Here is a 25,474-nt window from a genome sequence, read left to right as displayed (position 1 = left end):
AGTATAGGTGTTTTTTTATTGGAGAAGCCTATCCCAATCCTTCCACACCGCCTCATACCCCTTTTCCTTCAACATTTCCTCAATCTCTCCCGGCGTCCTTTCATCACAAATTTCAAACTGTTCCAGCGATTCCGGTTCTACCGCATACCCGCCCGGATTCGTCTTAGACCCAGCGCTCATAGAAGTAATCCCCAAACCAATAACATGGTCCCGAAAAACAATAGACTCCCTTGTAGAAATAGAAAGCTCCACCTCCTCATTCAGCAACCTGTACGCACAGATCAATTGTACCAACTCCCTGTCTGACATTTCAACCTTAGGCTCCAACCCTCCACTAAACGGCCTTAAACGGGGGAAAGATAAACTATACTTCGTCTGCCAATACTTCTTTTCCAGATACCCCAGATGCAACGCCGTAAAAAATGAATCCGTGCGCCAATCCTCTAACCCAATCAACACCCCCAGCCCCATCTTATGCACACCAGCTTTTCCTAACCTGTCAGGTGTTTCCAACCTGTACTCAAAATTCGACTTCTTTCCTTTCGGATGATGCTTCTTATAATCCTCCCGGTGATACGTCTCCTGATAAACCAATACTGTATTTAAGCCCAAAGGAATCAAAACTTCATAATCTTCCGTATCCAACGGCTGTACCTCCATTGAAATCAGTGCAAAATGCGGTCGCAAAAGTTCCAGTACTCCTTTAAAATATTCAGTATGAACCGTCTGATTAGCCTCACCAGTCACCAGTAATACATGTTCATAACCCATTTCCTTTAGTACAGCAACTTCTTGCATAATCTCCATAGGAGACAGCGTTTTGCGCCTTACCTTATTATCCAGGCTAAACCCACAATAAGTACAAATATTATTACACTCATTAGAAAGGTAAAGTGGCACATATAACTGCATTACTTTACCAAAACGCTTTAAAGTAGCCAGTCTGCTCAACTGTGCCATTTGTTCCAGGTAAGGAGCTGCAGCAGGAGAAATTAATGCTTTGAAATCTTCTAAAGTCCGCTTGCTATTCCCCAAAGCACGTTCTACATCGTGCGCTGTCTTTTCGTATATACTTTGCTTAGTCTGTTCCCAGCTATAAGTATTAAAAAGTGTAGTGAAATTATCATTCATCCAAAAAAGACGTTAAAGGGCTGCTTGACACAGCATATGAATTGATAGATCCTAATTTTGCTTCAAAAGCCGTCCTTCCCGCAATAACTGCCAGCCTAAACGCTTCAGCCATTTTAACAGGATCTCTCGAAACAGCAATTGCCGTATTCACTAATACCGCATCTGCGCCAATTTCCATAGCCTTTGCGGCGTCCGAAGGCGCACCAATTCCAGCATCCACAATCACAGGAACATTACTCTGACTGATGATAATTTCCAGGAAATCGATAGTCTTCAATCCCTTATTACTCCCTATTGGCGAACCTAAAGGCATAACCGCAGCAGTCCCAGCACTTTCTAAATGCTTGCACAATACCGGGTCAGCATGAATATACGGCAAAACAATAAAACCCAATTTCGCCAATTCTTCAGTTGCTTTTAACGTTTCAATCGGATCAGGCATTAAATATTTAGGATCAGGATGAATCTCCAGCTTAATCCAGTTAGTTTCTAAAGCTTCTCTTGCCATTTGCGCTGCAAAAACAGCTTCCTTCGCATTCCTTACACCCGAAGTATTCGGCAATAAATTAAACTGCGGATAATTTAACCGGCTTAATATATCATCTTCCTCATCCTTCAGATCAACTCTTTTTAAGGCTACAGTAACCAGTTCTGAACCAGAAGCCAGCAACGCCTGCTCCATAATTTCTGCTGAACTGAACTTTCCCGTTCCTGTAAATAAACGGGAGTTAAATACTTTATCTGCAATAGTTAACATATCGTTTGTTTTGAATTAAGGTTTAATTTCTGATAGATCAAGCTGATATTTCCAGCCAGATCAGCACCCTGTGTGAGTAACCCAGAGACTGCAACCCCATAAATCCCAGCTTGAAGAATACTCGTGATATCCTGAGTTGTAATACCACCAATAGCTATAATAGGTAATTTAATACCGGCATCTAAAACCTGCTGCATAAGCTGCTTATAACCTTCAAGTCCAAGTACCGGGCTTAAATTTTGCTTAGTTGTAGTAAAACGGAAAGGTCCCAAACCAATATAATCTGCACCTTCTTCTACCCTTCTGCATATATCTGCAAAAGTGTTCGCCGTACCACCAATACACTTATCCTTTCCCAGAATAGTCCTTGCCTGAGCTACAGACATATCATTCAAACCCAGATGCACGCCATAAGCACCTGATTTTAAAGCTAATTCAGGATAGTCATTTACTATTAATTTTGCGCCATACTTTTCGCATAAACGACTGGCTTGAATGGCGAGTTCAAGCACAACATCTTCGGATTGCTCCTTAACCCGCAGTTGTATCCATTGACCACCTGCCTGCAATACTTTCTCAATAGCAGTAAGGTGTGTCCCATTTTCCGGGGGCTGTGATATATAATGTAACTGATCAATTAACATCTCTTTTTTCTTCTAATGATGTGAGCATCTTTTCAAATTCTTTTAATGCGCCAGACGGGTGATTCCAAAGTGCACCAAGAACAACAGCACCGTCAAACTTCATCCGCCGCAATTCTTGAAACAGTGCTGCTGTAACCCCTCCAATACCAAATACCTTTAGCCCTTCAGGAACAGCAGACAAACTAAAATCCCTATCCACTATACTTTGATAACCTACTTTAGAAATACTATTAAATACTGGCCCAAAAAAAACATAATCCAGAAATGCCGTATCCTCCAGCAGCGCCCATTCATGAACAGAACGGCTTAAATGAAAACCTTCCGTAACAAGTTCTGTTCTTTTTTGCTGACTTGTAAGTTTCCATAGTTTTTCAGGATAATGAAGCCTGCGGATTGAAAACCTGTTTGCCAATTCATGATGCTGATGAATTGAAATTGCCCGGTAATAATCCGGGTTAATTTCTAACATCAGCCTCATAAATTCAGCCTCATTATTTTCTGGTTTCCGGAGATGCAATAATTGAAGTCCTGCCTCAAACAAGCCATTAATCAATTCTCCTTCTCCCTGGAAATAATCCGGACGTGTAACGGCTATAAGTTCCATTTACAGGTATATCTCACTTCCTTTTTCGGTGAATTCGCGCGATTTGTCTTCCATCCCTTTTGCAAGCGCCGCAGCTTCGTCCAAACCTTGTTTAGCCGCATATTCCCTTACATCTTGCGTGATTTTCATCGAACAGAAATTCGGACCGCACATTGAACAAAAGTGAGCGATTTTAGCACCATCAGCAGGAAGTGTCTCGTCATGAAACTCCTTTGCGGTATCCGGATCAAGTGAAAGATTAAACTGATCTTCCCATCTGAATTCAAATCTTGCTTTACTCAATGCATTGTCACGGTACTGAGCTCCGGGATGTCCTTTTGCTAAATCTGCCGCATGTGCTGCAATTTTATAAGTGATCACACCGTCCTTTACATCTTTCTTATTTGGTAAACCCAAATGTTCTTTTGGCGTCACATAACACAACATCGCAGTTCCGTACCAGCCAATCATAGCCGCACCAATCGCTGAAGTGATATGATCATATCCAGGTGCGATATCCGTAGTCAGGGGGCCCAAGGTATAGAATGGAGCTTCACCGCAATGTTCCAGCTGTTTCTCCATATTTTCCTTAATCATGTGCATCGGTACGTGACCCGGCCCTTCAATAATAGTCTGTACATCATGTTTCCAGGCAATTTTAGTTAGCTCACCTAATGTTTCCAGCTCTGCAAACTGCGCAGCATCATTTGCATCAGCCAAACATCCCGGTCTTAGTCCGTCACCTAATGAAAAGGCAACATCATAAGCTTTCATAATTTCACAGATTTCTTCAAAATGTGTATACAGGAAACTCTCCTGATGATGCGCTAAACACCATTTTGCCATGATTGATCCACCTCTTGAAACGATACCCGTAATTCTTTTAGCAGTTAGCGGGATATATCTTAACAACACTCCTGCATGGATGGTAAAGTAATCAACTCCTTGCTCAGCCTGCTCAATTAACGTATCTCTGAATAATTCCCAGGTCAGGTCTTCTGCTTTACCGTTCACTTTTTCAAGCGCCTGATAGATTGGAACAGTCCCGATTGGAACCGGTGAATTCCTGATAATCCACTCTCTTGTTTCATGGATATTCTTGCCTGTTGACAAATCCATAATATTATCTGCACCCCAGCGGCATGCCCATACTGCTTTTTCAACCTCTTCTTCAATACTGGAAGTCACTGCTGAATTACCAATATTTGCGTTGATCTTAACCAGGAAATTCCGGCCAATAATCATAGGTTCAGATTCAGGATGATTGATATTTGATGGAATAACAGCTCTGCCGCAGGCCACCTCCTGACGTACAAATTCCGGTGTAATAAATCCCTTAGGTGTATTTGCACCAAAGCTATTTCCTGCATGCTGCTGACTCATTGCTTCAGCCTGCTCCCCTTTTTCATTATTCCAAAGTTCGATTCTTTGATTTTCTCTGATCGCGATATATTCCATTTCAGGAGTAATGATCCCTTTTCTCGCATAGTGCATCTGAGAAACATTCTGCCCTGCTTTTGCACGGTACGGCTGATGCTGAAAAGCGAAACGCAAATGATCCAGTGAGGGATCTGCCAACCGCTGTGCACCATAAGCAGAGGTAACCTGATCCAGTTTTTCTACGTCACCCCTATCGGTTACCCAACGTTCCCGGATTCGTGGCAAGCCCGCTTTAACATCAATATGTGCATTCGGATCTGTATAAGGCCCACTTGTATCATAAACTGTTACGGATGGGTTTTTCTCTGTCAGGCCAAAACCATTATGTATTTTGGTTTCGCTAAGGCTGATTTCACGCATGGCTACTTCAATAGCATGAAGTTCACCTTTTACAAAAACTTTACGGGAAGCCGGGAACGGCGTCCTGCTGATGACCTGGCCATCTGGAATTTTTTCTACTTTCATCGTTATGTGATTTTGTGAGATTGCAAACAGAAATTAATGGATTATCCTCCTTGAGTTGCCTTGATCAGCATGACCTGATCTCCGGGTTGAAGATGGTATACAGACCAGTCAGATTTAGACACGACTGACTGATTAACAGCCACCGCAATACCGCTCTCTGAAATCTGTAAAACAGCAGTTAACAGCTGTACTACAGAGCATGAACCGGCAATAGAATAAGTTTGATGATTTACAGTAATTTCCATTCTTTTCATTTTTAATAACGATAGGAATGACCTGTATAAGGAATGGAAAACCAACAACATAGTTGTGGCCTTACTTTTCCCTTCGGCAGTACTAACTGCATCAGGTTCAAAGGGTATATCTCAGCACAAGGCACCCCTAAAGTTTTTTGTAAACCTATAACATTTTTAAGAAGAAAAGAAATTTATTAAAAGATCACCTTCAAAAAAAACAGTTTTTCTTGTCACTTTTGCATTACAAACATCAGACGTATAATAGGATTACATACCTTTGAAACATCAGATGTTTAAATCATAAACCCGACATGATTAAAATAATTATCAAACCCGAAAGGCAATAATTATTTTAATCATCAAAGGCTCCATCTGACAAGAAAGACAATAGATAAAACAGATGAAAAGAATCAATTTATCAGACAAAGTAATCGCTGCACTCAAAAGCGATATTGCCTCTGGAAAACTCAAAAAAGGCACAAAAATCCCATCAGAACCTGAACTGATGGAGCGTTATGAAGTTGGCCGTTCTACCATCAGGGAAGCAATTAAAACTCTTGCGATCTCTGGCGTACTTAAAGTACAACAAGGCTCAGGTACTTTTGTCGCTTCAAAAATAAAAGAGGAAACTCTTGCACAGCGTCTGCGCCGGGCAGACTTCGAAGAAATAAATACTGTCCGCTCTTTACTTGAAAAAGAAATCGTAAAACTTGCTTGTCTGAACAGAACTGAAGAAGATTTGACTGCCATGCAAAATCATCTTTCGCAGCGAAAAAAAGCTATCGATACCGATCAGCAACAAAAATGCACTGATGCAGATATAGCTTTTCACGTCAGCATTGCAAAAGCCTCAAAAAATAAGGTATTAATTGATCTGTATCAGAACTTCACTGCAGTAATCCGGGATTTCTTTACCAAGCGCAAAGAACAAAACATGGCTTATTTTGCCAGAAGCCATGTTTGGCATGAAGAACTTGCCCTTGCCATTGTCAACAGAGATCAGGCAGCGGCAGAACAGCTCATCAAAACTTTATTAGATAACAATTACTAAAAACTATTATTAATCATACAGCTCATGACAATTTTAACCTTTACCCTGATCCTGTTATTAGGGGCTTATCTTGCAGGACTTGCTGGTTCACTAACTGGTCTTGGCGGCGGCGTGGTAATTATACCCTTGCTGACCCTGTTTTTTCACGTTGACATTCGTTATGCAATCGGTGCTGCACTGGTCGCATCAATCGCTACCTCTTCTGGTTCTGCGAGTGCTTATGTGAAAGAAGGCATCACCAATATCCGTCTCGGAATGTTCCTGGAGATAGCGACCACAGCGGGTGCTGTTATGGGGGCTATTCTGGCGATCTATACACCTGTTAACATTGTAGCTATCCTGTTTGGTGTTACTTTGATCTTTTCTGCGGCAATGACCCTGAGAAAGAAACATGAAGGTGCATTAGCGGAAGGTAGTAAACTATCTTATTTTCTGAAATTAAACAGTAGCTACCCTACAAAAGATGGTGTTGTAGACTATAAGCTAAAAAATATAGGCGGTGGATTCTCCATTATGACCCTGGCCGGAATGCTTTCAGGCCTATTAGGAATAGGTTCAGGTGCCTTAAAAGTGTTGGCAATGGATAGTGCCATGCGTGTCCCTTTCCGGGTAAGTACTACAACCAGTAATTTCATGGTCGGAGTAACTGCTGCTGCGAGTGCTGTGGTGTATTTACAAAGAGGTTATATCGATCCTGGAATTGCTTTTCCAGTAATTATCGGTGTACTTGCAGGCGCTTTTACAGGCTCAAAGTTATTGATGAAGATCGACGTCAAATGGTTGAAGATCATCTTCAGTTTTGCGATTACAGCTATCGCCCTTAACATGATTTACAATGGTTTTAATCACAAATTCTAGGAAACATGAATAACAGTAAAGAAACTAAAAGAGTAACTGACTACGATATGCAACAACTGATCGGTCAGGTTTTAAGATATGGTGTATTAATTTCAGGTCTTGTTGCAATCATCGGCGGAATCTGGTACTTATTCCAACAAGGCTCCGGCCTTCCTGACTACAGTACATTTCATGGGGAAGGCGAAGGCTACACTAGCCTAACAGGGATCATTAAAGGATTAGGGCAAGGCAGTGCAAAAGAAATCATCCAACTCGGTGTAGTCATTCTGATTGCGACCCCGATTATAAGGATTGTATTTTCGCTGGTTGCGTTTGGGATGGAAAGAGATAAACTCTATGTATTGATTACATTGATTGTACTTTCAATTATTCTGTTCAGTACTTTCGGAGGATTGAGTATTTAAAACACAATGCGCGTGTCATTCTGATACGCGCATTGTCTTAAAATTATATAGTTTTAACTGCTGCCTGCCTGCTTTTGTAATAGGCAAAGATACCGGTAGCAGTGATTCCGATGAGTCCTTCAATCATAACCGCTGGTCTTGGGCCAATCAAATGCGCAACCCAGCCAATCAGCAGGCTACCTACAGGAATCAAGCCCTGGTAAGCCATTACATAGTAACTGATTGCACGTCCGCGCATTTCGGGAATAGCATGTGTTTGAATATAAGTGTTAATAGCTGAAGACTGCGCCATCATCCCTACTCCGGATAAACCCATAAACACAAGTGCAATTGGCAATTGCGGTGCATAAGCAAGAAACAACAAACTACCTCCCATTACAGCTCCTGCAATAGTAGTTAATTTGATCATCGTACTACTGTCTTTTAAATTGGCCAGATAAATAGCACTGATAATTGAGCCCAGACCAGCTGCACTTTCAAACCAGCTAAAGGTCTTGGCATCTCCATTAAAAATATCTTTAGCAAAAATCGGCATCAGTGTATTGAAAGGAATTACAAAAAGACTGCTGATTCCGATCATCATGATCATGCTGCTTAATTCTTTATCTCCTGATACGTATCTGAAACCTTCTTCCAATTCCACCCAAATGCTTTTAGTTGATTTCGTAATAATTTGCACAGGTAAACGCATCATGAACAAACAGATCAAAACCGGGATGTAACTCAGGAAATTTCCTAGAAAACAAATGTCTGTACCAAAGGTACTCAGGATGATCCCTGCAACAGCCGGTCCTGCAATACGTGCAAAATTGGCCATCGAAGAGTTCAGTGCAATCGCATTCGGTAAATCATTTTTATCATTCACCATCTCCACCATCAGTGATTGCCTGCAGGTTACATCAAAAGCATTGACAATCCCCTGTACCAGGCTCAGCCCGATGATAAAAATGATATTATTATATCCAAAATAGATAATTGCTGCCAGTGCTCCTGCCTGAATCATAGAAACAACCTGTGTAATGACCAGGATGCGGTACCGGTTATGCCTGTCTACCAGACTTCCTGCATATGGCGATAAAATTAACGAAGGAATCAAACTTACAAAACCAACTACCCCTAGTAAAACAGCAGATCCCGTAAGCTGATAAACCAGCCAGCTGACCGCCGTCTTTTGCATCCATGTGCCTACAAGGGAAATTGATTGTCCATAAAAGAAGAGTTTGAAATTACGTGATTTTAACGACCGAAAAACATTCATGATATTACTTTACTATTTTGAAGGTCTGAGAGCTGATGTACTGCATCTAATTTTCTCATTAGCAGCTTCATCAGAAAGACTGTTACAAATTTCGGCATAAACTATCTATTTATAAAATTGATAGTTTTAATGATATTGATTAGTTTTAACGATCGATTATGGAAATCAGACAACTCAACTACTTCATCAAAGCCGCAGAACTTCTGCACTTTACAGATGCCGCCGCAGCCTGCTTTGTGACGCAATCTACCCTATCGCAGCAAATCAAACAACTCGAAGAAGATTTAGGTATGCTCCTATTCGACCGGATGGGTAAACAAGTAAAGCTAACTGAAGCCGGCAATGTGTTCCTCACGCATGCCCATCAAATCATGCTTGACATCAAAAAGTCCAGACAAGCCATATTTGAGCTCGCCAACATGGTTAACGGAGAACTAAAAATCGGAGTAACCTATGCCTTCAGTTCTTTGCTGCTCCCGGCATTAACTCCTTTCTCAGAGAAATATCCAGGTATCATGATCCACATCGAATACGGAACAGCAGGTGAACTGGAAAATAAACTAAAAATGGCTGACCTGGATATCATCCTGGCCTTCCACGAACAACGTGACAGTAGCGGTTTTGAGATGCAGCCTGTTTTCTCTTCCAAAATCATCATGGCTATCTCCAAAGAGAACCCGCTGGCCAAGCTTCCAAAAATCTCCCTGAAAGAACTCGGAAAACTAGACCTGATTCTCCCGAGCAAAGGCTTTAGCTCGCGTGATCTATTCGATGAAATATTTAGAAAAAACAACATCACGCCCAATACAAGAATCGAAATGAACGATGTACATTCCCTGTTATCCATGGTTGAATCCGGGAACTGGGCAACCATCATTAATGAAAAGGCAATAAGCACCTGGGAAAACATTGCTGCCGTACCTATATCAGATAAAAAGCTCTACAAACAGGCTTTCATCCTCTGGCAAAAAGGAGTGTACCGTAAAAAATCAGCAATGCTGTTTGTCGAAGAATTCATGAAAGTAGTATAGTGAAGCAACAAATTATCCACTGAAGTAATCCAAAAAGCTATCCAACAAGGCAATCTAAAAAGCTATCCAACAGACAATCTAAAAAGCTATCCAAAAGCTATCCAACAGACAATCTAAAAAGTATCCAACAAGGCAATCCAAAAGCTATCCATCGGTGCAATCTAAAAAGCTATCCAACAAGGCAATCAAAAAAAACATCCAACAGGGCTACTTACCAAACCATGTAACAAGTTATCCACCGGGTTATGAATCCAATTATACATCCTGCAACAGGAGAAACTGTAAAAAAAGGAGTATGCTAATGTGAAGGGCATTCGTTCCGAGCCTCTTCGGCGAAGGCAATGTCGCCCGAACATAGTATACTCCTTTTTTTTACGTTCGAAGAACGCGCATAAAATTATTTCAGCAGCGATAAACGATATTGAAAAATATCTTCGATAGAAACCACAGTAGACTCATACTTATCCGCAAAAACAGAAATCTCAGCCAGCCTTGCCATCGTACCATCCTCATTCGTCAGCTCACAAAGCACAGCTACAGGTCTGAACCCAGCCAAAACCACTAAATCAATGCTCCCCTCAGTATGCCCGCGTCTGCCGAAAACCCCATCCTCATTAGCCCTTAACGGGAAAACATGACCAGGTCTGGAAAGATCACCAGGCTTAGCCTGATCAGCAATAGCCGTTCTGATTGTCTGTAAACGATCCGCAGCAGAAACACCGGTAGTCACCCCCTCCTTAGCCTCAATAGACACCGTAAAAGGCGTATGATACTTACTCGTATTCACCTGTACCATAGGCTGCAACTCTAAAGAATCAACCTTATCCGGCTTCAAACAAAGACAAATAATACCACTGCACTCCCTGATCATTAAAGCCATATCCGACACCGTCATAGACTCCGCAGGAAAAATCAGATCACCCTCATTCTCCCTACTCTCATCATCAACAACCAGTACCCCTTTACCCTTTTTCAGACAGTCCAGCGCATTTTCAACTCTTTCCTTAAACCCTTTTCCGAAACGGGACAGCTCATAATGATCTTCCATATATTATAATTTTTTTGACCGTGCAAAGGTGACTAATTAAACTTTCAATTCAAATGCAAAGCAAACAAATCATTCTGCGACGAAATCTGAAGGCTTATAAAAAAAGTAGTCCCTACATTCAACGTACTCTCCACCCAGATTCTCCCCTCCTGCAACTCAATAAACTCCTTACACAAAACCAAACCCAAACCTACCCCCTTCTCCTGATTCGTTCCATAAGTACTCTGAGAATTCAAAGAAAAGATATGATCAAAATCAATCTTATCTATTCCAATTCCCGTATCCTGGATCTTAATCCAGCACTCTTTACCATGTACCTCAGAAGAAATGGTGATCTGTCCGCCAGGTGGCGTAAACTTAATTGCATTATTCAGCAAATTGCGGACAATCAATTCTAACATATCATTGTCAGCAATTACAAAGATATTCTGCTGCAGCCTATTGTTCAAAATCAATCCCTTTTCTTCCGCAAGACTAGTTTGTAAAAGCAACGTCGTTTCCAGCGCCCAATCCAAATTAAGTACAAGCATTTTCACGCTCGCCCCCTCCATCTGCGTTTTACTCCAGGAAAGTAAATTGATTAACATCTGCCCCGTATACTTGGTTTCTTTCAGTAAACTCGAATTTATGCTTCTTTTCTCCTCCTCCTCAATTTCAACCTCCATAGAAATTTCCAGAAAACTCTGGATAGAATTCAAAGGTGACCGGAGATCATGTGCCAGAATAGAAAACAACTTATTCTTCGACTGATTGGCAATCTCCAATTGCTCAGCCCGCTTTTCTGCCAGCAACCGCTCCCGATTATAACTTGTTATAATACTCGTCAGAATAAAGTAAATGATAATTAAAGTAAAGAAATATACATAACTAAAATCCAGGTGCCTGCTCAGATTATCCTCATAATTAACAGGTACCAACTCAGGATAACGGTACTGAAAAAGGATAAGGCTGATCGCTACAATGATATTAACGGCCATCCATGCAAAGCGCTGATTTTTAGGTACAATACTAATCACCAAAAAGAAAAAAAGCAAATAAATTACCAGCCCGGGGCCATTAATACCAGAGTTCTTCAGGAAAAAAGCTATAAATAACAAATTGCCCAGTGTACAAAAAATGGTCACCGCCAAATTAAGCTTGTATTTAAACTTTGATAAATAGTAAACAAAACCAACAGAGAATACAGCTGGTACCAATAAGATTGATAAAGTATATAAACCTATCAGATAATTAAAAACTATGCTGCAAATAAAAAGCAAACCAGTAAAAATGCAGGCAGTATGAAATATGATTGCTTCCAGCGTATGGGTATCAGGACTTCCCATAAGTTGTGACCATAACTGCATTTTATCTTTTTTCATCAATAATAAAATTGTTTCTCGGTTGTGATGAAGCTATCATTTGCTAACGATTTTGCTCATTTCGCGATATATTCTGCTGCAAATCACAGTTCCATTCTATAATAAGACTCTGCAGTGGGCAATAGTTTTTAATTTCACGAAATAAAATATAAAGTTATGGAAATAAAAGTGACATGCGTCACTTTTTAAGGTTTCTGCTATCATTTTACACCTGAGATTATGCCCCCATTTTTGGAGGAAAGAATTTCAGCATGAAAGAAACAAATAGCTTAGCGGTGGAAACACATTGTTTTCACTGTGGTGACCATCTTCCAGAAAAGCCTTATCCTGCGGACGATAAACAATTTTGCTGCCTGGGCTGTAAAGGCGTTTATCAAATTCTTTCCAAACACAACCTTTCCAGCTATTATCTCTATAATGACGTACCTGGGAGCTCTCAGAAGAAGAAAACATTACATTTCGATTATCTGGATGAACCCGGAATTGCTGCAGAACTGGTCGATTATACTGATGCAAAAGTTACTGTTATTACACTTTTTATCCCGGTGATCCATTGCAGTTCCTGCATTTGGTTGCTCGAACATTTGCATAAAATCAATCCCGCAATTGCACAGTCGCGCGTTGACTTTCTCAAAAAGCAAGTCAGTATTACTTTCAGAAATCAGCAAATCTCACTCCGTGAGGTTGTGGAAAACTTAAGCGCAATCGGCTATGAACCGCTGATTAGCTTACAGGATATGATCAAAAAACAACAAACTGATCATTCTGAACGTAGTCTTTTTACTAAAATTGCAGTTGCAGGATTCTGTTTTGGCAATGTAATGCTGTTAAGTTTTCCAGATTATTTTGGTTTAAATAGCCTTGACCAGGATTTCAAAAACTTCTTCGGCTGGATTAATCTTGCTTTCGCCATTCCGGTACTCCTTTATAGCGCCAGAGATTACTTTATCTCTGCCTGGACAAACCTCCGAAATGGAGTCCTGAATCTCGATTTCCCACTTGCTCTGGGTATCGCAGTTATGTTTATCCGCTCCGCCTATGAAATTATTACCCAAACTGGTGCTGGCTTTGTAGACACGTTGTGTTCACTTGTATTCTTCCTGCTGATCGGTAAATGGATGCAAAAACGAACCTATCATTATCTTTCCTTTGAGCGCGATTTCCGCTCTTATTTCCCAGTAGCAGTAACACAGTTAAAAGACGGCAAAGAAAAACCACTTCCTTTAAATGAGCTGAAAACCGGCGACCGTATTCTGATCCGCAGCAATGAAATTATTCCAGCCGATGCGATCTTATTAAAAGGAGATGCTAAACTTGATTTCAGCTTTGTAACCGGAGAATCTATTCCGGTAGAAAAAGTTTTAGGGGAGATCATTTACGCAGGAGGAAGACAACTCCATGGCGCCATTGAATTAGAAGTTGTCAAGCCCGTTTCTCAAAGTTATCTAACCAAATTATGGAACAATGAGGCCTTTAATAGGGAAAGAGACCCTATAAAAACTTTCAGTGACACCGCTAGCAGGCACTTTAGCATCGTTCTGGTTGCCATAGCTCTTTCGGCTGGCCTGTATTGGATAAATACTGATGTCAACAAAGCTGTGGCCGCATTTACAGCAGTACTGATTATTGCCTGCCCTTGTGCATTAGCACTAAGCTCGCCTTTTACATTAGCCGCTGTACTGAGCATTTTTGATAAAAATAAGTTCTATTTAAAAAACACATCAGTTATAGAAGAACTTGCCCGGGTGGATACGATCGTATTTGATAAAACCGGAACGATTACCAACCCGGAAGCCAAAGGTTTCGAATTTAACGGAAAGCTCGATCAATATGAGCGCCAATTAGTATTTGATCTGGCCAGGAATTCGGGACACCCCTTAAGCCGCGAACTGGTGAAATGGCTAGCAGAAACTCCATTATTCCAAGTCGGACACTACATGGAAAAAGTAGGCCGCGGAATTAGTGGCTGTGTAGATGGTCACGATATAAAATTAGGCAGCGCTGCTTACCTGGGGTTGAAAACACAAGATGAAGGCAGTGTGGTCCATATCCTCATTGAGAAACGTTATTGTGGTTATTTCCGCTCTGCCCAGCAATGGAGAGCAGGATTTAAACCCTTAGCTTTAAAATTAAGCCAGACTGCTGACCTCCATTTATTATCAGGAGACCAGGATCACGACCGGAACTCGCTGACCCCATTTTTCCCAAGAGCCCAGCAATTACATTTTCAACAAAGCCCACAGCAAAAGCTGGATTATATTCTTCAGCTGCAAAAAAATGGGGCTAAAGTAATGATGCTCGGTGACGGTTTAAATGACGCAGGTGCCTTAAAACAAAGTAATTTAGGGGTAGCAGTCACAGACGACATCAATAACTTTTCACCAGGTTGTGATGCCATATTGGATGGAGCTGCTTTCCAAAAAATCCCACAGTTCATTAAACAGGCAAAAGATGCAGTAAAAGTGATCCATATGAGTTTCATTATCTCGTTGCTATATAATATGGTGGGCTTGTTCTTTGCCGTACAAGGCTTGCTTTCCCCATTGATGGCAGCGATACTTATGCCAATGAGTACAATCACCATTATTTTATTCACCAGTTTAACCGCCCGGTTTTACGCCCGTAAAAACCAGTTATTATGAACATGATCTATATGCTGATTGGCTTCAGTATTCTATTGGCATTGCTATTTCTGCTCGCCTTTTTCTGGGCAAATAAATCTGGTCAGCATGATGATCTTTTTACACCAGGTGTACGGGTACTTTTTGAAGAAGAAGACCTTCAGGAAACCCGGAACGAAGAAAAAAGTGATGAAGATCATTCCGGGACATAACTCCTGTCACTCCCCAGGATAACACCAGAAGCTAATTTTACCCCCATAAACAACTACAAGTTTTTCTCATGACTGAAAAATTCCACTACGACAACAAGATCGTCAGAAACTTCGCATTAGCCACCATAGTCTGGGGTATAGTGGGAATGACGATTGGACTTCTGATTGCCATGCAGCTATTCAAGCCTGCCTTGAACATGGGTTCCCAATACACAACTTTCGGCCGGATCAGGCCATTGCACACCAATGCGGTAATTTTTGCATTTGTAGGTAATGCGATTTTCATGGGCGTTTATTACTCCCTGCAACGACTCCTCAAAGCCAGGATGTACAGCGATATACTCAGCAAGATACATTTCTGGGGCTGGCAATTAATCATTATTGCAACGGTAATTACTCTTCCTTTAGGGTTAACCAGTTCTCATGAATATGCAGAAATGGAGTGGCCGATTGATATTGCCATTACTGTTATCTGGGTAGTATTCGGTTACAACATGTTTGGTACTATTATTAAAAGACGAGAGAAACATATGTATGTGGCGATCTGGTTTTACATTGCAACCTTCGTTACGGTAGCTGTCCTGCATATCGTTAACTCTATCCAATTGCCAGTCTCTGCTTTCAAAAGCTACTATGTTTACGCAGGCGTACAAGATGCACTGGTACAATGGTGGTACGGACATAATGCGGTTGCATTCTTTCTGACTACTCCTTATCTGGGTATGATGTATTACTTTTTGCCTAAAATGGCAAACCGTCCTGTCTACTCTTATAAATTAAGTATCCTGCATTTCTGGTCACTTATTTTCATCTATATCTGGGCAGGTCCTCACCATTTATTATATACTTCTCTGCCTTCGTGGGCACAGTCTTTAGGGGTCGCTTTCTCTGTGATGCTGATCGCTCCAAGCTGGGGTGGTATGATCAACGGACTGCTGACTTTACGCGGTGCCTGGGACAAAGTAAGAGAAGATCCAAAACTGAAATTTATGGTCGTAGGTTTAACAGCCTATGGTATGGCGACTTTTGAAGGCCCTTTGCTTGCTTTTAAACAGATTAATGCAATTGCTCACTATACCGACTGGATAGTTGCACATGTACACGTTGGTGCTTTAGGCTGGAATGGGTTCTTAACCTTCGCTATTTTATACTGGTTAATTCCAAGAATTTACAATACCACTTTATACTCGGTAAAACTAGCTTCTTTCCACTTCTGGATTGGTACTCTGGGAATTATATTTTATGCTGTTCCTTTATACTTTGCTGGTTTTACACAGGGGTTGATGTGGAAAGAGTTTACACCAGAAGGGTTATTGAAATATCCTAACTTCCTGGAAACGGTGCTGCAGATTATACCGATGTATGTGATGAGAGCTATTGGTGGGGCTTTATACCTGACAGGTGTGATCGTGATGACCTATAACCTGATCAAAACCATGAAAGCTGGTAAGCTGGTAGCGAATGAAGCTGCCGAAGCACAACCATTACCTCCGGTTTATGTGGCACAGGGTGATGACAAGAAATTGCACCGCATGCTGGAACGCAAACCAATGATCTTTATGGTGCTTTCTTTAATTGTAATCCTGATCGGTGGAATGATTGAGATGATGCCAACTTTTACAATTAAATCAAATATCCCTACAATATCAAGTGTAAAACCTTATACGCCATTAGAGCTACAAGGCAGAGATGTTTATATCAGAGAAGGTTGTGTGAACTGTCACTCTCAGATGATCCGCCCGTTCCGTTCTGAAACCGAACGTTATGGAGAATACAGTAAAGCTGGAGAATTCGTTTATGACCATCCATTTCTATGGGGTTCAAAACGTACAGGACCAGATCTGCAACGTGAAGGTGGAAAATATGGTAACGCATGGCATTACAATCACTTGTACGATCCGCAAACGATGTCTCCGGGCAGTATTATGCCTCCATACGAATGGCTTGCGGAGCAAAAACTGGATACCACCACAACCCGCGTAAAAATTAATGCGATGCGGACTTTAGGTGTCCCTTACGAAAAAGGTTATGAGCATCAGGCCAATGCCGATTTAGAAAAGCAAGCCAAAGCAATAGCTGCCGATTTACAACAGAACAACATTAAGGTAAAAAGTGATAAGGAGATCATCGCGATCATCGCTTATCTGCAACGCCTTGGAACTGATATTAAAGCCAAATAAAGCAAAACATGTTTAAGCAATTTTTAGATAAGGTTGATGGAAACCAAGGGTATCTGCTCAGCTCACTCGGCATCTTCATGCTATTTTTCTTACTGGTCGGCGTGTTATTGCTGACCATGAAAAAAGACGATATAAAATATATGAGCGAACTCCCTATAAAAGACGATCAGGATGAAAGAGGTAATTAACAGCAACTGGTCTACTGGAAGTACATCGGCTGATATTGTGATCGGTTTAATGCTCATCACTGCGGTTATGATCCTTTGCGTAGCCATATTAATGCTAAAGGTGATTAAGTTTTATGTGAAGGAATCTGTCAATCCGACTCCTTTTGCAACACCAGAAGAAAAAGAAAAAAGAAGGCTTGAACAAGAAGCATTACAGGTAATCAAGGATAAAAAGCCTTCTATCTGGACTAAGCTGATGCAGCTGAAACCGATGGAAGAAGAGAAAAACCTGGTTATGGAACATAAGTTCGACGGGATCGCCGAATTGAATAATCCGACTCCTGCCTGGTTTATGATCCTGTTTTATGGTACGATTATTTTTGCAATTGGTTATTTACTGACTTATGATGTATTGGGTTTCGGTAAATCGCAAGAAGAAGAATATATCGCAGAAATAGAGCAGGCAGCGGAGTCGAAAGTTGCTTTCCTGGCCAATCCGGCAAATGCAAAGAACGCGGTCAATGAAAACAATATGGAACAAAGTAAGGATGAAGCCGTCATTAAAAACGGCGCATCTCTCTTTGCCAACCGTTGTACGCCTTGCCATGGAGAACATGCAGAAGGTCTGGTAGGCCCTAACCTGACTGATGAATATTGGTTACATGGTGGAAAAGCAAAAGATGTTTTCAAAACGATCAAGTATGGTGTTCCTGAAAAAGGAATGATTGCCTGGGAGAAATCACTCAGTGCGCAACAGATATCTGACTTAACGAATTACGTTTTGTCACTCCAGGGAACAAAACCTGCGGGAGCGAAAGCCCCACAAGGTAACAAAGAATAAGCTATGTCACAAAGTCCTGCACATTTCAGAGATCAGCCCGGTACGATTACCGATGACGGGAAAAAGAGAAAGTGGATCTATCCTAAAATCATCAAAGGAAAGGTTTATCAGTACCGCGCCGCGGTCAGTTATTTTTTCCTGGCTGTGCTGTTTTCTGCTCCATTTCTAAAATTAAATGGAGAACAGCTGATTTTACTGAATGTGCTGGAAAGGAAGTTTGTCTTCTTTGGAATAATTTTCTGGCCACAGGATTTTTATCTTTTTGTACTGGCTTTACTGATATTTATCATAGGTGTGGTGTTGTTTACGGTAGTTTTTGGCAGGGTCTTCTGCGGATGGGCCTGCCCACAAACTATCTTTCTGGAAATGGTTTTCCGGAAAATTGAAAACTGGATAGAAGGTGATCATTTGAAACAAAGGAAGCTGGACGAAGGCCCGTTGAACATTGATAAATTTTGGAAGAAAACGACTAAACATGGTGTGTTCCTGGCTATCTCTTTTCTAATTGCCAATATCTTTCTTTCTTATCTGATCAGCACAGAAGTGTTGTGGAAAATAATGACCGAACCAGTCTCCATGCATGTGTCGGGGTTTATAGCGATTTGTGTATTTACCATGGCATTTTATCTGGTGTTTTCAAGAATGCGAGAATTGGTCTGTACGGTAGCTTGTCCTTATGGACGTTTACAAGGGGTACTATTAGACAATCAAAGTATCATTGTCGCTTATGATTACCAACGTGGTGAGCCTCGTGGAAAAAGAGTTAAAGAGGTGGAACAGCCAGAGGGAGATTGCATCGATTGTAAGTTATGTGTACAAGTTTGTCCTACGGGCATAGATATCAGGAATGGTACCCAGATGGAATGTGTGAATTGTACCGCTTGTATTGATGCTTGTGATATGGTGATGGAGAAAATTGACCGTCCACTGCGTTTAATAGGTTTTAAATCTGAAGATGAAATTGCGACAAAAAAACCTTTTCACCTGAATAAAAGGATTTATGGTTATGCCGGAGTACTGTTTATGCTAATGGCCGTACTGGCTTATTTGCTGATCAGCCGCAGTGATGTGGAAACAACGATACTCAGAGCAAGCGGAACATTATATCAGCTTCGGGATAAAGACAAAACCGTCAGCAATCTGTACAATTCAGAGTTGATGAATAAAACAACTCATCCAATAAAATTTGAGATTGTTCCCGATAACAAGGAAGCTAAATTACAGTATATCCAGAAAGAGAACATAGTGAAACCCGGGGAAACGATCAAGCTGACTTTTTTTGTGATCCTTCCGCAAAAATCTATTCAGAAATATAAAACAGCTATAGGTTTTAAACTGATGTCTGAACATAAAGTTGCCGGACAGTTCAAGACCACATTTATTGCACCTGCTAATGATTAAGCTATGAATTGGGGAATAAAAGTACTGCTCGGCATGGGCACTTTCATGAGTTTTATTATCGTACTGGTTGTCATTATGTTTAACAGTAAAACTGATGCACTGGTAGACAATGATTATTATGAGAAAGGGATCAATTATGACAAAGTCTATAACCTGAAAGAACAGGTAAATATTGATCATGCAAAGCCAGAAATAGTGGTAAGCAAAGAGACAATCAGCCTTGTTTTTAAAGAACAGGCCAAAGGGAATTTACGCCTGATGCGTACTTCGGATAAAAGACTGGACAGAGCGATGACTTTTGAAACAGATCAAAACAGACAGCTATTGATTCCTGCCCAGCATTTACCGAAAGGATCCTGGCGCTTAATCGTGGAATGGGAAAGTCAGTCTAAAAAATATCTTATCGAACAGGAAATTAATATCAAATGAGTGATCAGTATTTAGCATTTCTGATAGGTTTGATGGGCAGTGTGCATTGTTTAGGGATGTGCGGCCCGCTGGCTTTTGCAGTCCCCACCTTAAAAAAAGGCTGGGGATTCCTGATACTGGATAAGTTAAGTTATCAGGGGGGCAGAATAATCTCCTATTGCATTTTAGGTGCTGTGATCGGTCTCGTTGGCCGTCAAATCTGGCTGGCAGGTGCGCAGCAATATATCAGTATTTTAAGCGGTATACTGATTTTGATTGCCGCAGCTTCAAGACTATTTAACTTCTCTGCCGGAAGGATGAATGGGAAGTTGCTGCAACCCTTTAACCAGTTATTTGGTTACGCATTAAAGCATAAAGCGAATCACCTGATTATTGGGATCGTAAACGGTTTTCTGCCTTGTGGTTTAGTTTACCTGGCTTTAACCGGGGCATTGAATACCGGAGGTGTAAATACAGCTGTTGAATATATGTTCTGGTATGGAATGGGGACAGTCCCTCTGATGTTTATCGCTGGAATAAGTGCTGGTTTTACTTCTGCGATTTTCAGAAGAAAGCTGAATCAAATGATTCCTTACTTAATGGTAATGCTGGGGGTCTGGTTTATCCTTCGGGGAATGGAATTGAATATTCCATATTTGAGTCCGGCCGGAGCCGGAACTGCTATATGTAACTGATCCGGATTTGATTATCTTATCCGGCCATACTAAATAACTGGGTCTGAGGCTGATTGGCATAAAGTCTTGAATCCAGTGCCATACAGATATTCCTTAAGAACCTTTTACCTAATACGGTTACTTTTAACTCGGTACCTCTGATCATCACCAGACCATCATCTGCAATTAAAGTCATCCTTTCCAGGCCTTTGCTGAAACCTTCACTTTGTTCCTCACGTTTAGCCCATGAGGTCTCCCCTTTACACATCAGGTTTAAGATATGTCTTCTAATCACCAAATCTTCCTGATCCAGGATATGGCCTTTAAAAACAGGTATTTCCCCTTCATTAACCAAGCTCATATAATCTTCTACCTTTTTTACATTCTGCGCAAAAGCAGTCCAGCTATCACTGATAGAAGAGACGCCTAATCCGATCATCAGCTTACTATATTGATGGGTATAGCCCATAAAATTACGATGTAACTTACCTTCTTTTTCAGCCTGGTACAGGCTATCGGTGACAAGGGTAAAGTGATCCATTCCAATCTCCACATACCCTCCTGCTTTTAGCATTTCGCGCCCCAATTCATATAATTCCTGCTTTAATGCAGCAGAAGGAAGATCCAATTCTGTATACCTGCGCTGTCCCGGTCTCACCCAAGGTACATGTGCATAACTATAAAAAGCTATCCTGTCTGGACGCAAGGTCAATACAGAAGAAATAGTAGCAGATAAGCCCTCAATATTCTGCAAAGGAAGGCCGTAAATCAAATCGTAGTTGATAGAATGATAACCTGCTTCTCTGGCCTGCTGCGTGACTAAAGAGACTTCTCCGACGCTTTGTATTCTGTTAATTGCAAGCTGTACTTTAGGATCAAAATCCTGAATACCTAAGCTCAGACGTCCAAAACCTAATTGATACAGTGTATCTAAATGCGCCTGGGTTGTATTGCCAGGATGCGCTTCAAAGCTGAACTCCGCATCTTCATGGATAACCGCCACACTCAGAATTCCATCTATCAGCAACTTCAGATTTTCGGGACTGAAAAATGTAGGTGTCCCCCCTCCCAAATGCAGCTCTCTGATCACAGGTTTACTATCGAAAAGTTTCTGATATAATTTCCACTCTTTCAAGACAGTTTCGATATAAGGATGTTCCACTTTGTGGTTGCGTGTAATACGGGTATTACATCCGCAATAGGTACAAAGACTTTCGCAAAAAGGCAGATGGATATATACGCTGATTCCGTCCTGTTGATTGCTATGGGTAAATGATTTGCGAACTGCATAAGCCCATTTTTCCTGATCAAATCCTTCGGTATCCCAATAAGGAACTGTAGGGTAACTGGTATAACGGGGCGCTGCAACATGGTATTTCGCAATCAGTGTTTTAATGCTCATGATCAGGTGTTTTAGGGTGAACCTGATCACAGGCTTTTGAACAAACACAAGCAGAGCCTAAACAACGGTTCTGCTGCCATTTATCAAGGTTTAAGATAGTCTCTCTGGCTAAAGCAAGCGATAGCTCATCATTGGTATCTGCCATTAAAGAAACTGCCGGAACATTTGCAATTTTAATATTGCGCAACGCAGCCGTTTCCTGGTTAATATGCTGGGTAGAGGTAGACCGGGTTGCGATATACTTCACGCCCAGATCAGCAAGGCTATTGATCACAGCTTCAGAAACCACATCATCTGTAAAGACAATCACAGCTTCTTTTCCTGCCGCATAGCTAACTGTATCTGGGCTTAGCGAATTAGATATTAACGTAATATCGTGTTTCTTGTGGTTGGCTATTGCCAGTGGCTCTTTTTCAAAAGATTTTATACTATAGGCTACTACTCTCATTCGGATCGATTTGTTAATGAGCAAAATTAACCCGAAAACACATCAGAGAGAATGAGGCTAGTCAGCCATAAATATGATCTGGATCAGTTTTTCATTTGCTGAAGTTTCGTCTGATCGAGGATTCCGATTTGACTGCCTTTTCTTTCTATAATGCCTTCATCTTTGAAATCGCTTAAAATACGGCTCACCGTTTCGGTAGCCATTCCTGCCATTGCTGCGAGATTATCTCTGGAGATCTTAAGGTTAATCTGCCCTTCCTGTTTTTCGAGTTTACACAGGCGCAATAACACCTCTGCCATCCTTTTACGGACAGAATGGTAAGCTAATTGTAGCAACTGTTCTTCTTTATCAAGCAGGTTATTCGAAAGGATGTGGATAAACTGTCTGCCCACATCAGGGTAACGGTTCAGTAATTCTTCGAGCATCTCTTTTGGAAGCTGGCATACCGTTGTATCTTCTAAAGCCTCTGCAGTTTCGGCATAAGGTTCATTCAAGAGTAAGGCAGGGATACCAAAATATTCATCAGCTCCATACATTCCTGTCAAAAGTTCTCTGCCGTCTTCAGTAAGTTTAATGGTTTTTACCTTTCCACTTAAGACCAGGTAAATTCCTGAAACACTATCTCCTTCGTAATAAATGATCTGTTTCTTTTTAATGGTACGGACTTTACGGTCCTGCATGAGTTTGTCAAGCTCTTTCACGCCCTGGCTGGAAGAAACCAGTGTATTCAATTTATCAATTGACTTGCTATAAAAAAGTTCTTGTTTTTCCCTCTTGCTAAACCTGCTTTCTATCGCATTCAGCAGTTCAACATCGTCGAAAGGTTTCACCAGATAATCATCTGCGCCCATCTCCATTCCTTTACGCATGTCCATTCTTTCGGCTTTTGCGGTTAAGAAGATAAAGGGAGTGGCAGCAGTTTCCGGACTTTTATTCAAGAGATAAAGTACGCCGTAGCCGTCCAGTTCAGGCATCATAATATCGCAAAGAATCAAGTCTGGCAAATGACTATGCGCCATTTCAACACCTGTTTTCCCGTTGTCTGCCTGGAAAACCTCGTAATCGGCCAGTTCTAGTATTTCCGCTGTGCTTTCTCTGATATCGTCATTGTCTTCAATAATTAATATCCTTTGTTTCTTATTTTCCATCCTACTTGAATTCTGCCTATTTGTTGAAAGATAGGGTGAATTTAGTTCCTTCGTTAATTTTACTTTCAAATTGTACCTCACCATTCATTAAGCCCACATACCGGAGTACAATATTAAGGCCTAAGCCTGTACCTGGAATATTCCCTGTATTATGCGCTCTGAAAAATGGCTGGAATAAATGTCTTTGATCGGTATCGGGAATACCAATACCGTTGTCTTTCAGGGTAACCAAACACTGATGTGCATTGATTTCAGTGTTAAACTCGATAAAAGTATTTTCCCCCGAGTATTTGATTGCATTATTGATCAGGTTGATCATGCAATTTTTCAGCAGGTTCTGGTCGAGTAAGACCATACTTTCCAGCCCTGTATGCTGATAAATAATGTTCTGATCCTGCTTGGCAATCATCTGCATTTCTTCGGTAATTTCTTCTGATAATTTAACCAGATCAAAAGGTTGAAATGCAGGTTCTACCCTGCCGGCTTCCAGTCTCTCCAGAGACAGGAAATCGTTAAGGATAGTAGTCAGGTTACCGACCGCATTCTTTATTTTATGTACGTGTTTCTCAATATTTGCATTCTGAAATGGTTGTGCGTATTTTTCAATGAGAGAAGCAGAAAGTTGTACCGAACTTAACGGGGTACGGAATTCGTGGGATGCCATAGAGACAAACCTGCTTTTCATCTGGTTCAGCTCTTTTTCCTTTTCAAGCGACAAACTTACTTCCTCTTTTGCTTCTCTTAAAGCGGTTACTGTTTTTTTTAATGATTTAGTCCGCTCCTCTACCAGGTTTTCCAGTTCGGCCGCATAGTCCTGTAAGCGTTCTTCTGCTTCTTTTTCTTTGGACAGATCATGAATGAACCCAGTATATATTTTACGGCTTTCATATTGTACTTCGCTTACAGCAAGCCTGAAAGGAAAAGTAGTACCATCTTTCCTCAATCCTTTAACCTCTCTCCCTTTACCAATAATATGTTTCTCACCAGTATCATGATAATTGGCCAGATAGCCATCATGCCTGCCTTTGTCTGGTTCAGGCATGAGTTTAGAAATATTTTGTCCGATTACTTCCTCAATGGTATAGCCAAAAAGCCGAAGTGCCGCAGGGTTAAGGCTTTCTATTTTCCCTCTTTCATCAATGGTAATAATTCCATCAATGGCTGTTTCAATAATCGCCTCTAATAACCTTGCTTTTTCCATAATCGATTTTTACAAATATAGAAATCTATTAAGAGATTATTTAAAGCTAGAGACCTGCTACCGTAATTAAAAGGATTGCTGCATGGATCAAAAGGCTCAGGTAAAATACACCTATCGTTACTCTGGTACTAGCACTGCTCATATTTGCCACAATGTTGGCAAAGAAGATCAGCATACTCACTGCTAAACATGGAATTACATAGCCACCTAAAGAATAGACCAGTACAAAAGTTAATGGAACAAGGATCGTAGCGTGTAAAACAATAGAGACTAAAAACCAGCCTAAGTGATTAGGTTTCTGACTATCAGCAAAGTTTAAATATTTAGACCATAGACTGATGGATGGGGCGGTGTTTAAGGTTAAAGTTGCCATAATATGTTGTTTTTCTTACTACAAAGATCTGTGCATCTGCCGGATCTATCTATGACTTCTGTCATGCCGGGTACCCTTATAAATCATAAAAAATAATGATCCATGTCATATTTTATCCCCGGATTTCTCCC

Annotated in this window: 26 protein-coding genes and 1 riboswitch; of the genes, 12 read left to right on the top strand and 14 right to left on the bottom strand. The window is 41.0% G+C overall.

The genetic code is table 11. From position 1 onward, the window contains the following. Positions 1–15: 15 nt before the first annotated feature. Genes thiH through thiS form a run of 6 tightly spaced genes read right to left on the bottom strand, consistent with a single transcriptional unit; the run spans position 16 to position 5,265 of the window. Entirely contained in the window at positions 16–1,131 is a 1,116-nt protein-coding gene (thiH, locus tag ABIB30_RS12880; RefSeq protein WP_354302606.1) for a 2-iminoacetate synthase ThiH, read from the bottom strand. Continuing rightward, positions 1,124–1,888 (bottom strand): thiazole synthase, encoded by a 765-nt coding sequence (locus tag ABIB30_RS12875; protein ID WP_354302604.1) that lies wholly within the window; start codon positions 1,886–1,888, stop codon positions 1,124–1,126. Before ABIB30_RS12875 ends, thiH begins: the two co-directional genes overlap by 8 nt. Further along, a complete protein-coding gene (locus ABIB30_RS12870) occupies positions 1,882–2,532 on the bottom strand; it encodes a thiamine phosphate synthase (protein WP_354302602.1) in 651 nt (216 codons plus the stop codon). Before ABIB30_RS12870 ends, ABIB30_RS12875 begins: the two co-directional genes overlap by 7 nt. Next, complete coding sequence (locus ABIB30_RS12865) at positions 2,522–3,136, bottom strand: thiamine phosphate synthase (RefSeq protein WP_354302600.1); 615 nt, start codon at positions 3,134–3,136, stop codon at positions 2,522–2,524. Before ABIB30_RS12865 ends, ABIB30_RS12870 begins: the two co-directional genes overlap by 11 nt. Further along, complete coding sequence (gene thiC / locus ABIB30_RS12860; RefSeq protein ID WP_354302598.1) at positions 3,137–5,020, bottom strand: phosphomethylpyrimidine synthase ThiC; 1,884 nt, start codon at positions 5,018–5,020, stop codon at positions 3,137–3,139. It abuts the gene before it with no gap. A 41-nt stretch (positions 5,021–5,061) separates the two neighbouring features. Further along, positions 5,062–5,265: a sulfur carrier protein ThiS gene (thiS, locus tag ABIB30_RS12855; RefSeq protein WP_354302596.1), complete on the bottom strand. Its 204-nt coding sequence runs from the start codon at positions 5,263–5,265 to the stop codon at positions 5,062–5,064. Between the two features lie 60 nt (positions 5,266–5,325). Next, a riboswitch (TPP riboswitch) is annotated at positions 5,326–5,413 on the bottom strand. 243 nt (positions 5,414–5,656) lie between these two features. On the opposite strand from thiS, the gene ABIB30_RS12850 reads away from it, so the two are divergent. The 3 genes from ABIB30_RS12850 to ABIB30_RS12840 are packed head-to-tail and all read left to right on the top strand — an operon-like array spanning position 5,657 to position 7,569. Continuing rightward, positions 5,657–6,307 carry a FadR/GntR family transcriptional regulator gene (locus tag ABIB30_RS12850; protein ID WP_354302594.1) on the top strand — a complete coding sequence of 217 codons (651 nt, stop codon included), beginning with the start codon at positions 5,657–5,659 and terminating at the stop codon, positions 6,305–6,307. Between the two features lie 24 nt (positions 6,308–6,331). Next, complete coding sequence (locus tag ABIB30_RS12845) at positions 6,332–7,165, top strand: sulfite exporter TauE/SafE family protein (RefSeq protein ID WP_354302592.1); 834 nt, start codon at positions 6,332–6,334, stop codon at positions 7,163–7,165. A 5-nt stretch (positions 7,166–7,170) separates the two neighbouring features. Continuing rightward, a complete protein-coding gene (locus tag ABIB30_RS12840; RefSeq protein ID WP_354302590.1) occupies positions 7,171–7,569 on the top strand; it encodes a DUF1634 domain-containing protein in 399 nt (132 codons plus the stop codon). Positions 7,570–7,612: 43 nt separating this feature from the next. On the opposite strand, the gene ABIB30_RS12835 is transcribed toward ABIB30_RS12840, so the two are convergent. Then, entirely contained in the window at positions 7,613–8,827 is a 1,215-nt protein-coding gene (locus ABIB30_RS12835; protein ID WP_354302588.1) for an MFS transporter, read from the bottom strand. Positions 8,828–8,985: 158 nt separating this feature from the next. Here ABIB30_RS12835 and ABIB30_RS12830 point away from each other — a divergent pair, with 158 nt between their 5' ends. Further along, the gene (locus ABIB30_RS12830) at positions 8,986–9,858 is read left to right on the top strand and encodes a LysR substrate-binding domain-containing protein (RefSeq protein ID WP_354302586.1); all 873 of its coding nucleotides are present in this window, start codon (positions 8,986–8,988) and stop codon (positions 9,856–9,858) included. Positions 9,859–10,255: 397 nt separating this feature from the next. Here ABIB30_RS12830 and ribB read toward each other — a convergent pair whose 3' ends face one another. Next, positions 10,256–10,906 (bottom strand): 3,4-dihydroxy-2-butanone-4-phosphate synthase, encoded by a 651-nt coding sequence (gene ribB / locus ABIB30_RS12825; RefSeq protein ID WP_354302584.1) that lies wholly within the window; start codon positions 10,904–10,906, stop codon positions 10,256–10,258. A gap of 44 nt (positions 10,907–10,950) precedes the next feature. Then, positions 10,951–12,267, bottom strand: a complete 1,317-nt coding sequence (locus ABIB30_RS12820) for a sensor histidine kinase (protein ID WP_354302582.1) — start codon at positions 12,265–12,267, stop codon at positions 10,951–10,953. 251 nt (positions 12,268–12,518) lie between these two features. On the opposite strand from ABIB30_RS12820, the gene ABIB30_RS12815 reads away from it, so the two are divergent. The 8 genes from ABIB30_RS12815 to ABIB30_RS12780 all read left to right on the top strand — a co-directional run bounded on the left by ABIB30_RS12815 (position 12,519) and on the right by ABIB30_RS12780 (position 20,792). Next, positions 12,519–14,909 carry a heavy metal translocating P-type ATPase gene (locus ABIB30_RS12815; protein ID WP_354302581.1) on the top strand — a complete coding sequence of 797 codons (2,391 nt, stop codon included), beginning with the start codon at positions 12,519–12,521 and terminating at the stop codon, positions 14,907–14,909. Further along, positions 14,906–15,100, top strand: coding sequence for a cbb3-type cytochrome oxidase assembly protein CcoS (gene ccoS, locus ABIB30_RS12810; RefSeq protein WP_354302580.1), 195 nt, complete (start codon positions 14,906–14,908; stop codon positions 15,098–15,100). Before ABIB30_RS12815 ends, ccoS begins: the two co-directional genes overlap by 4 nt. Positions 15,101–15,168: 68 nt before the next feature. Further along, on the top strand, positions 15,169–17,280 hold the full coding sequence (ccoN, locus tag ABIB30_RS12805) for a cytochrome-c oxidase, cbb3-type subunit I (RefSeq protein ID WP_354302578.1): 2,112 nt from the start codon (positions 15,169–15,171) through the stop codon (positions 17,278–17,280). Between the two features lie 8 nt (positions 17,281–17,288). Then, positions 17,289–17,468: a hypothetical protein gene (locus ABIB30_RS12800; protein WP_068402726.1), complete on the top strand. Its 180-nt coding sequence runs from the start codon at positions 17,289–17,291 to the stop codon at positions 17,466–17,468. Continuing rightward, positions 17,452–18,288: a cbb3-type cytochrome c oxidase N-terminal domain-containing protein gene (locus ABIB30_RS12795; protein WP_354302576.1), complete on the top strand. Its 837-nt coding sequence runs from the start codon at positions 17,452–17,454 to the stop codon at positions 18,286–18,288. Before ABIB30_RS12800 ends, ABIB30_RS12795 begins: the two co-directional genes overlap by 17 nt. Positions 18,289–18,291: 3 nt before the next feature. After that, positions 18,292–19,689 carry a cytochrome c oxidase accessory protein CcoG gene (ccoG, locus tag ABIB30_RS12790; RefSeq protein WP_354302574.1) on the top strand — a complete coding sequence of 466 codons (1,398 nt, stop codon included), beginning with the start codon at positions 18,292–18,294 and terminating at the stop codon, positions 19,687–19,689. Between the two features lie 3 nt (positions 19,690–19,692). Then, positions 19,693–20,118, top strand: coding sequence for a FixH family protein (locus tag ABIB30_RS12785; protein WP_354302570.1), 426 nt, complete (start codon positions 19,693–19,695; stop codon positions 20,116–20,118). Then, a complete protein-coding gene (locus ABIB30_RS12780; RefSeq protein ID WP_354302568.1) occupies positions 20,115–20,792 on the top strand; it encodes a sulfite exporter TauE/SafE family protein in 678 nt (225 codons plus the stop codon). Before ABIB30_RS12785 ends, ABIB30_RS12780 begins: the two co-directional genes overlap by 4 nt. Before the next feature lie 16 nt (positions 20,793–20,808). Here the strand turns inward: ABIB30_RS12780 and hemN are convergent, their stop codons facing one another. The 5 genes from hemN to ABIB30_RS12755 all read right to left on the bottom strand — a co-directional run bounded on the left by hemN (position 20,809) and on the right by ABIB30_RS12755 (position 25,343). Next, complete coding sequence (gene hemN, locus ABIB30_RS12775; RefSeq protein ID WP_502931088.1) at positions 20,809–22,173, bottom strand: oxygen-independent coproporphyrinogen III oxidase; 1,365 nt, start codon at positions 22,171–22,173, stop codon at positions 20,809–20,811. Next, entirely contained in the window at positions 22,163–22,621 is a 459-nt protein-coding gene (locus tag ABIB30_RS12770) for a Rossmann-fold NAD(P)-binding domain-containing protein (RefSeq protein WP_354302566.1), read from the bottom strand. The genes hemN and ABIB30_RS12770 overlap by 11 nt, the downstream gene beginning before the upstream one ends. Positions 22,622–22,704: 83 nt before the next feature. After that, entirely contained in the window at positions 22,705–23,769 is a 1,065-nt protein-coding gene (locus ABIB30_RS12765; protein WP_354302564.1) for a response regulator, read from the bottom strand. A gap of 16 nt (positions 23,770–23,785) precedes the next feature. Further along, positions 23,786–24,970 carry a PAS domain-containing sensor histidine kinase gene (locus ABIB30_RS12760; RefSeq protein ID WP_354302563.1) on the bottom strand — a complete coding sequence of 395 codons (1,185 nt, stop codon included), beginning with the start codon at positions 24,968–24,970 and terminating at the stop codon, positions 23,786–23,788. Positions 24,971–25,016: 46 nt separating this feature from the next. Beyond that, a complete protein-coding gene (locus ABIB30_RS12755) occupies positions 25,017–25,343 on the bottom strand; it encodes a hypothetical protein (protein WP_068402742.1) in 327 nt (108 codons plus the stop codon). Positions 25,344–25,474: the final 131 nt, after the last annotated feature.

This window comes from Pedobacter sp. UYP1 (genome assembly GCF_040547305.1).
Taxonomy (GTDB): Bacteria; Bacteroidota; Bacteroidia; order Sphingobacteriales; family Sphingobacteriaceae; genus Pedobacter.
The sequence above is the reverse complement of the archived record's forward strand: the minus strand, read 5'-3'. Positions and strand labels throughout refer to the sequence as shown.

Excerpts from the sequence above, each read along its gene's own strand:
- thiH (WP_354302606.1), bottom strand. The coding sequence starts at position 1,131 with ATGAATGATAATTTCACTACACTTTTTAATACTTATAGCTGGGAACAG.
- ABIB30_RS12875 (WP_354302604.1), bottom strand. The coding sequence starts at position 1,888 with ATGTTAACTATTGCAGATAAAGTATTTAACTCCCGTTTATTTACAGGA.
- ABIB30_RS12870 (WP_354302602.1), bottom strand. The coding sequence starts at position 2,532 with ATGTTAATTGATCAGTTACATTATATATCACAGCCCCCGGAAAATGGG.
- ABIB30_RS12865 (WP_354302600.1), bottom strand. The coding sequence starts at position 3,136 with ATGGAACTTATAGCCGTTACACGTCCGGATTATTTCCAGGGAGAAGGA.
- thiC (WP_354302598.1), bottom strand. The coding sequence starts at position 5,020 with ATGAAAGTAGAAAAAATTCCAGATGGCCAGGTCATCAGCAGGACGCCG.
- thiS (WP_354302596.1), bottom strand. The coding sequence starts at position 5,265 with ATGGAAATTACTGTAAATCATCAAACTTATTCTATTGCCGGTTCATGC.
- ABIB30_RS12850 (WP_354302594.1), top strand. The coding sequence starts at position 5,657 with ATGAAAAGAATCAATTTATCAGACAAAGTAATCGCTGCACTCAAAAGC.
- ABIB30_RS12845 (WP_354302592.1), top strand. The coding sequence starts at position 6,332 with ATGACAATTTTAACCTTTACCCTGATCCTGTTATTAGGGGCTTATCTT.
- ABIB30_RS12840 (WP_354302590.1), top strand. The coding sequence starts at position 7,171 with ATGAATAACAGTAAAGAAACTAAAAGAGTAACTGACTACGATATGCAA.
- ABIB30_RS12835 (WP_354302588.1), bottom strand. The coding sequence starts at position 8,827 with ATGAATGTTTTTCGGTCGTTAAAATCACGTAATTTCAAACTCTTCTTT.
- ABIB30_RS12830 (WP_354302586.1), top strand. The coding sequence starts at position 8,986 with ATGGAAATCAGACAACTCAACTACTTCATCAAAGCCGCAGAACTTCTG.
- ribB (WP_354302584.1), bottom strand. The coding sequence starts at position 10,906 with ATGGAAGATCATTATGAGCTGTCCCGTTTCGGAAAAGGGTTTAAGGAA.
- ABIB30_RS12820 (WP_354302582.1), bottom strand. The coding sequence starts at position 12,267 with ATGAAAAAAGATAAAATGCAGTTATGGTCACAACTTATGGGAAGTCCT.
- ABIB30_RS12815 (WP_354302581.1), top strand. The coding sequence starts at position 12,519 with ATGAAAGAAACAAATAGCTTAGCGGTGGAAACACATTGTTTTCACTGT.
- ccoS (WP_354302580.1), top strand. The coding sequence starts at position 14,906 with ATGAACATGATCTATATGCTGATTGGCTTCAGTATTCTATTGGCATTG.
- ccoN (WP_354302578.1), top strand. The coding sequence starts at position 15,169 with ATGACTGAAAAATTCCACTACGACAACAAGATCGTCAGAAACTTCGCA.
- ABIB30_RS12800 (WP_068402726.1), top strand. The coding sequence starts at position 17,289 with ATGTTTAAGCAATTTTTAGATAAGGTTGATGGAAACCAAGGGTATCTG.
- ABIB30_RS12795 (WP_354302576.1), top strand. The coding sequence starts at position 17,452 with ATGAAAGAGGTAATTAACAGCAACTGGTCTACTGGAAGTACATCGGCT.
- ccoG (WP_354302574.1), top strand. The coding sequence starts at position 18,292 with ATGTCACAAAGTCCTGCACATTTCAGAGATCAGCCCGGTACGATTACC.
- ABIB30_RS12785 (WP_354302570.1), top strand. The coding sequence starts at position 19,693 with ATGAATTGGGGAATAAAAGTACTGCTCGGCATGGGCACTTTCATGAGT.
- ABIB30_RS12780 (WP_354302568.1), top strand. The coding sequence starts at position 20,115 with ATGAGTGATCAGTATTTAGCATTTCTGATAGGTTTGATGGGCAGTGTG.
- hemN (WP_502931088.1), bottom strand. The coding sequence starts at position 22,173 with ATGAGCATTAAAACACTGATTGCGAAATACCATGTTGCAGCGCCCCGT.
- ABIB30_RS12770 (WP_354302566.1), bottom strand. The coding sequence starts at position 22,621 with ATGAGAGTAGTAGCCTATAGTATAAAATCTTTTGAAAAAGAGCCACTG.
- ABIB30_RS12765 (WP_354302564.1), bottom strand. The coding sequence starts at position 23,769 with ATGGAAAATAAGAAACAAAGGATATTAATTATTGAAGACAATGACGAT.
- ABIB30_RS12760 (WP_354302563.1), bottom strand. The coding sequence starts at position 24,970 with ATGGAAAAAGCAAGGTTATTAGAGGCGATTATTGAAACAGCCATTGAT.
- ABIB30_RS12755 (WP_068402742.1), bottom strand. The coding sequence starts at position 25,343 with ATGGCAACTTTAACCTTAAACACCGCCCCATCCATCAGTCTATGGTCT.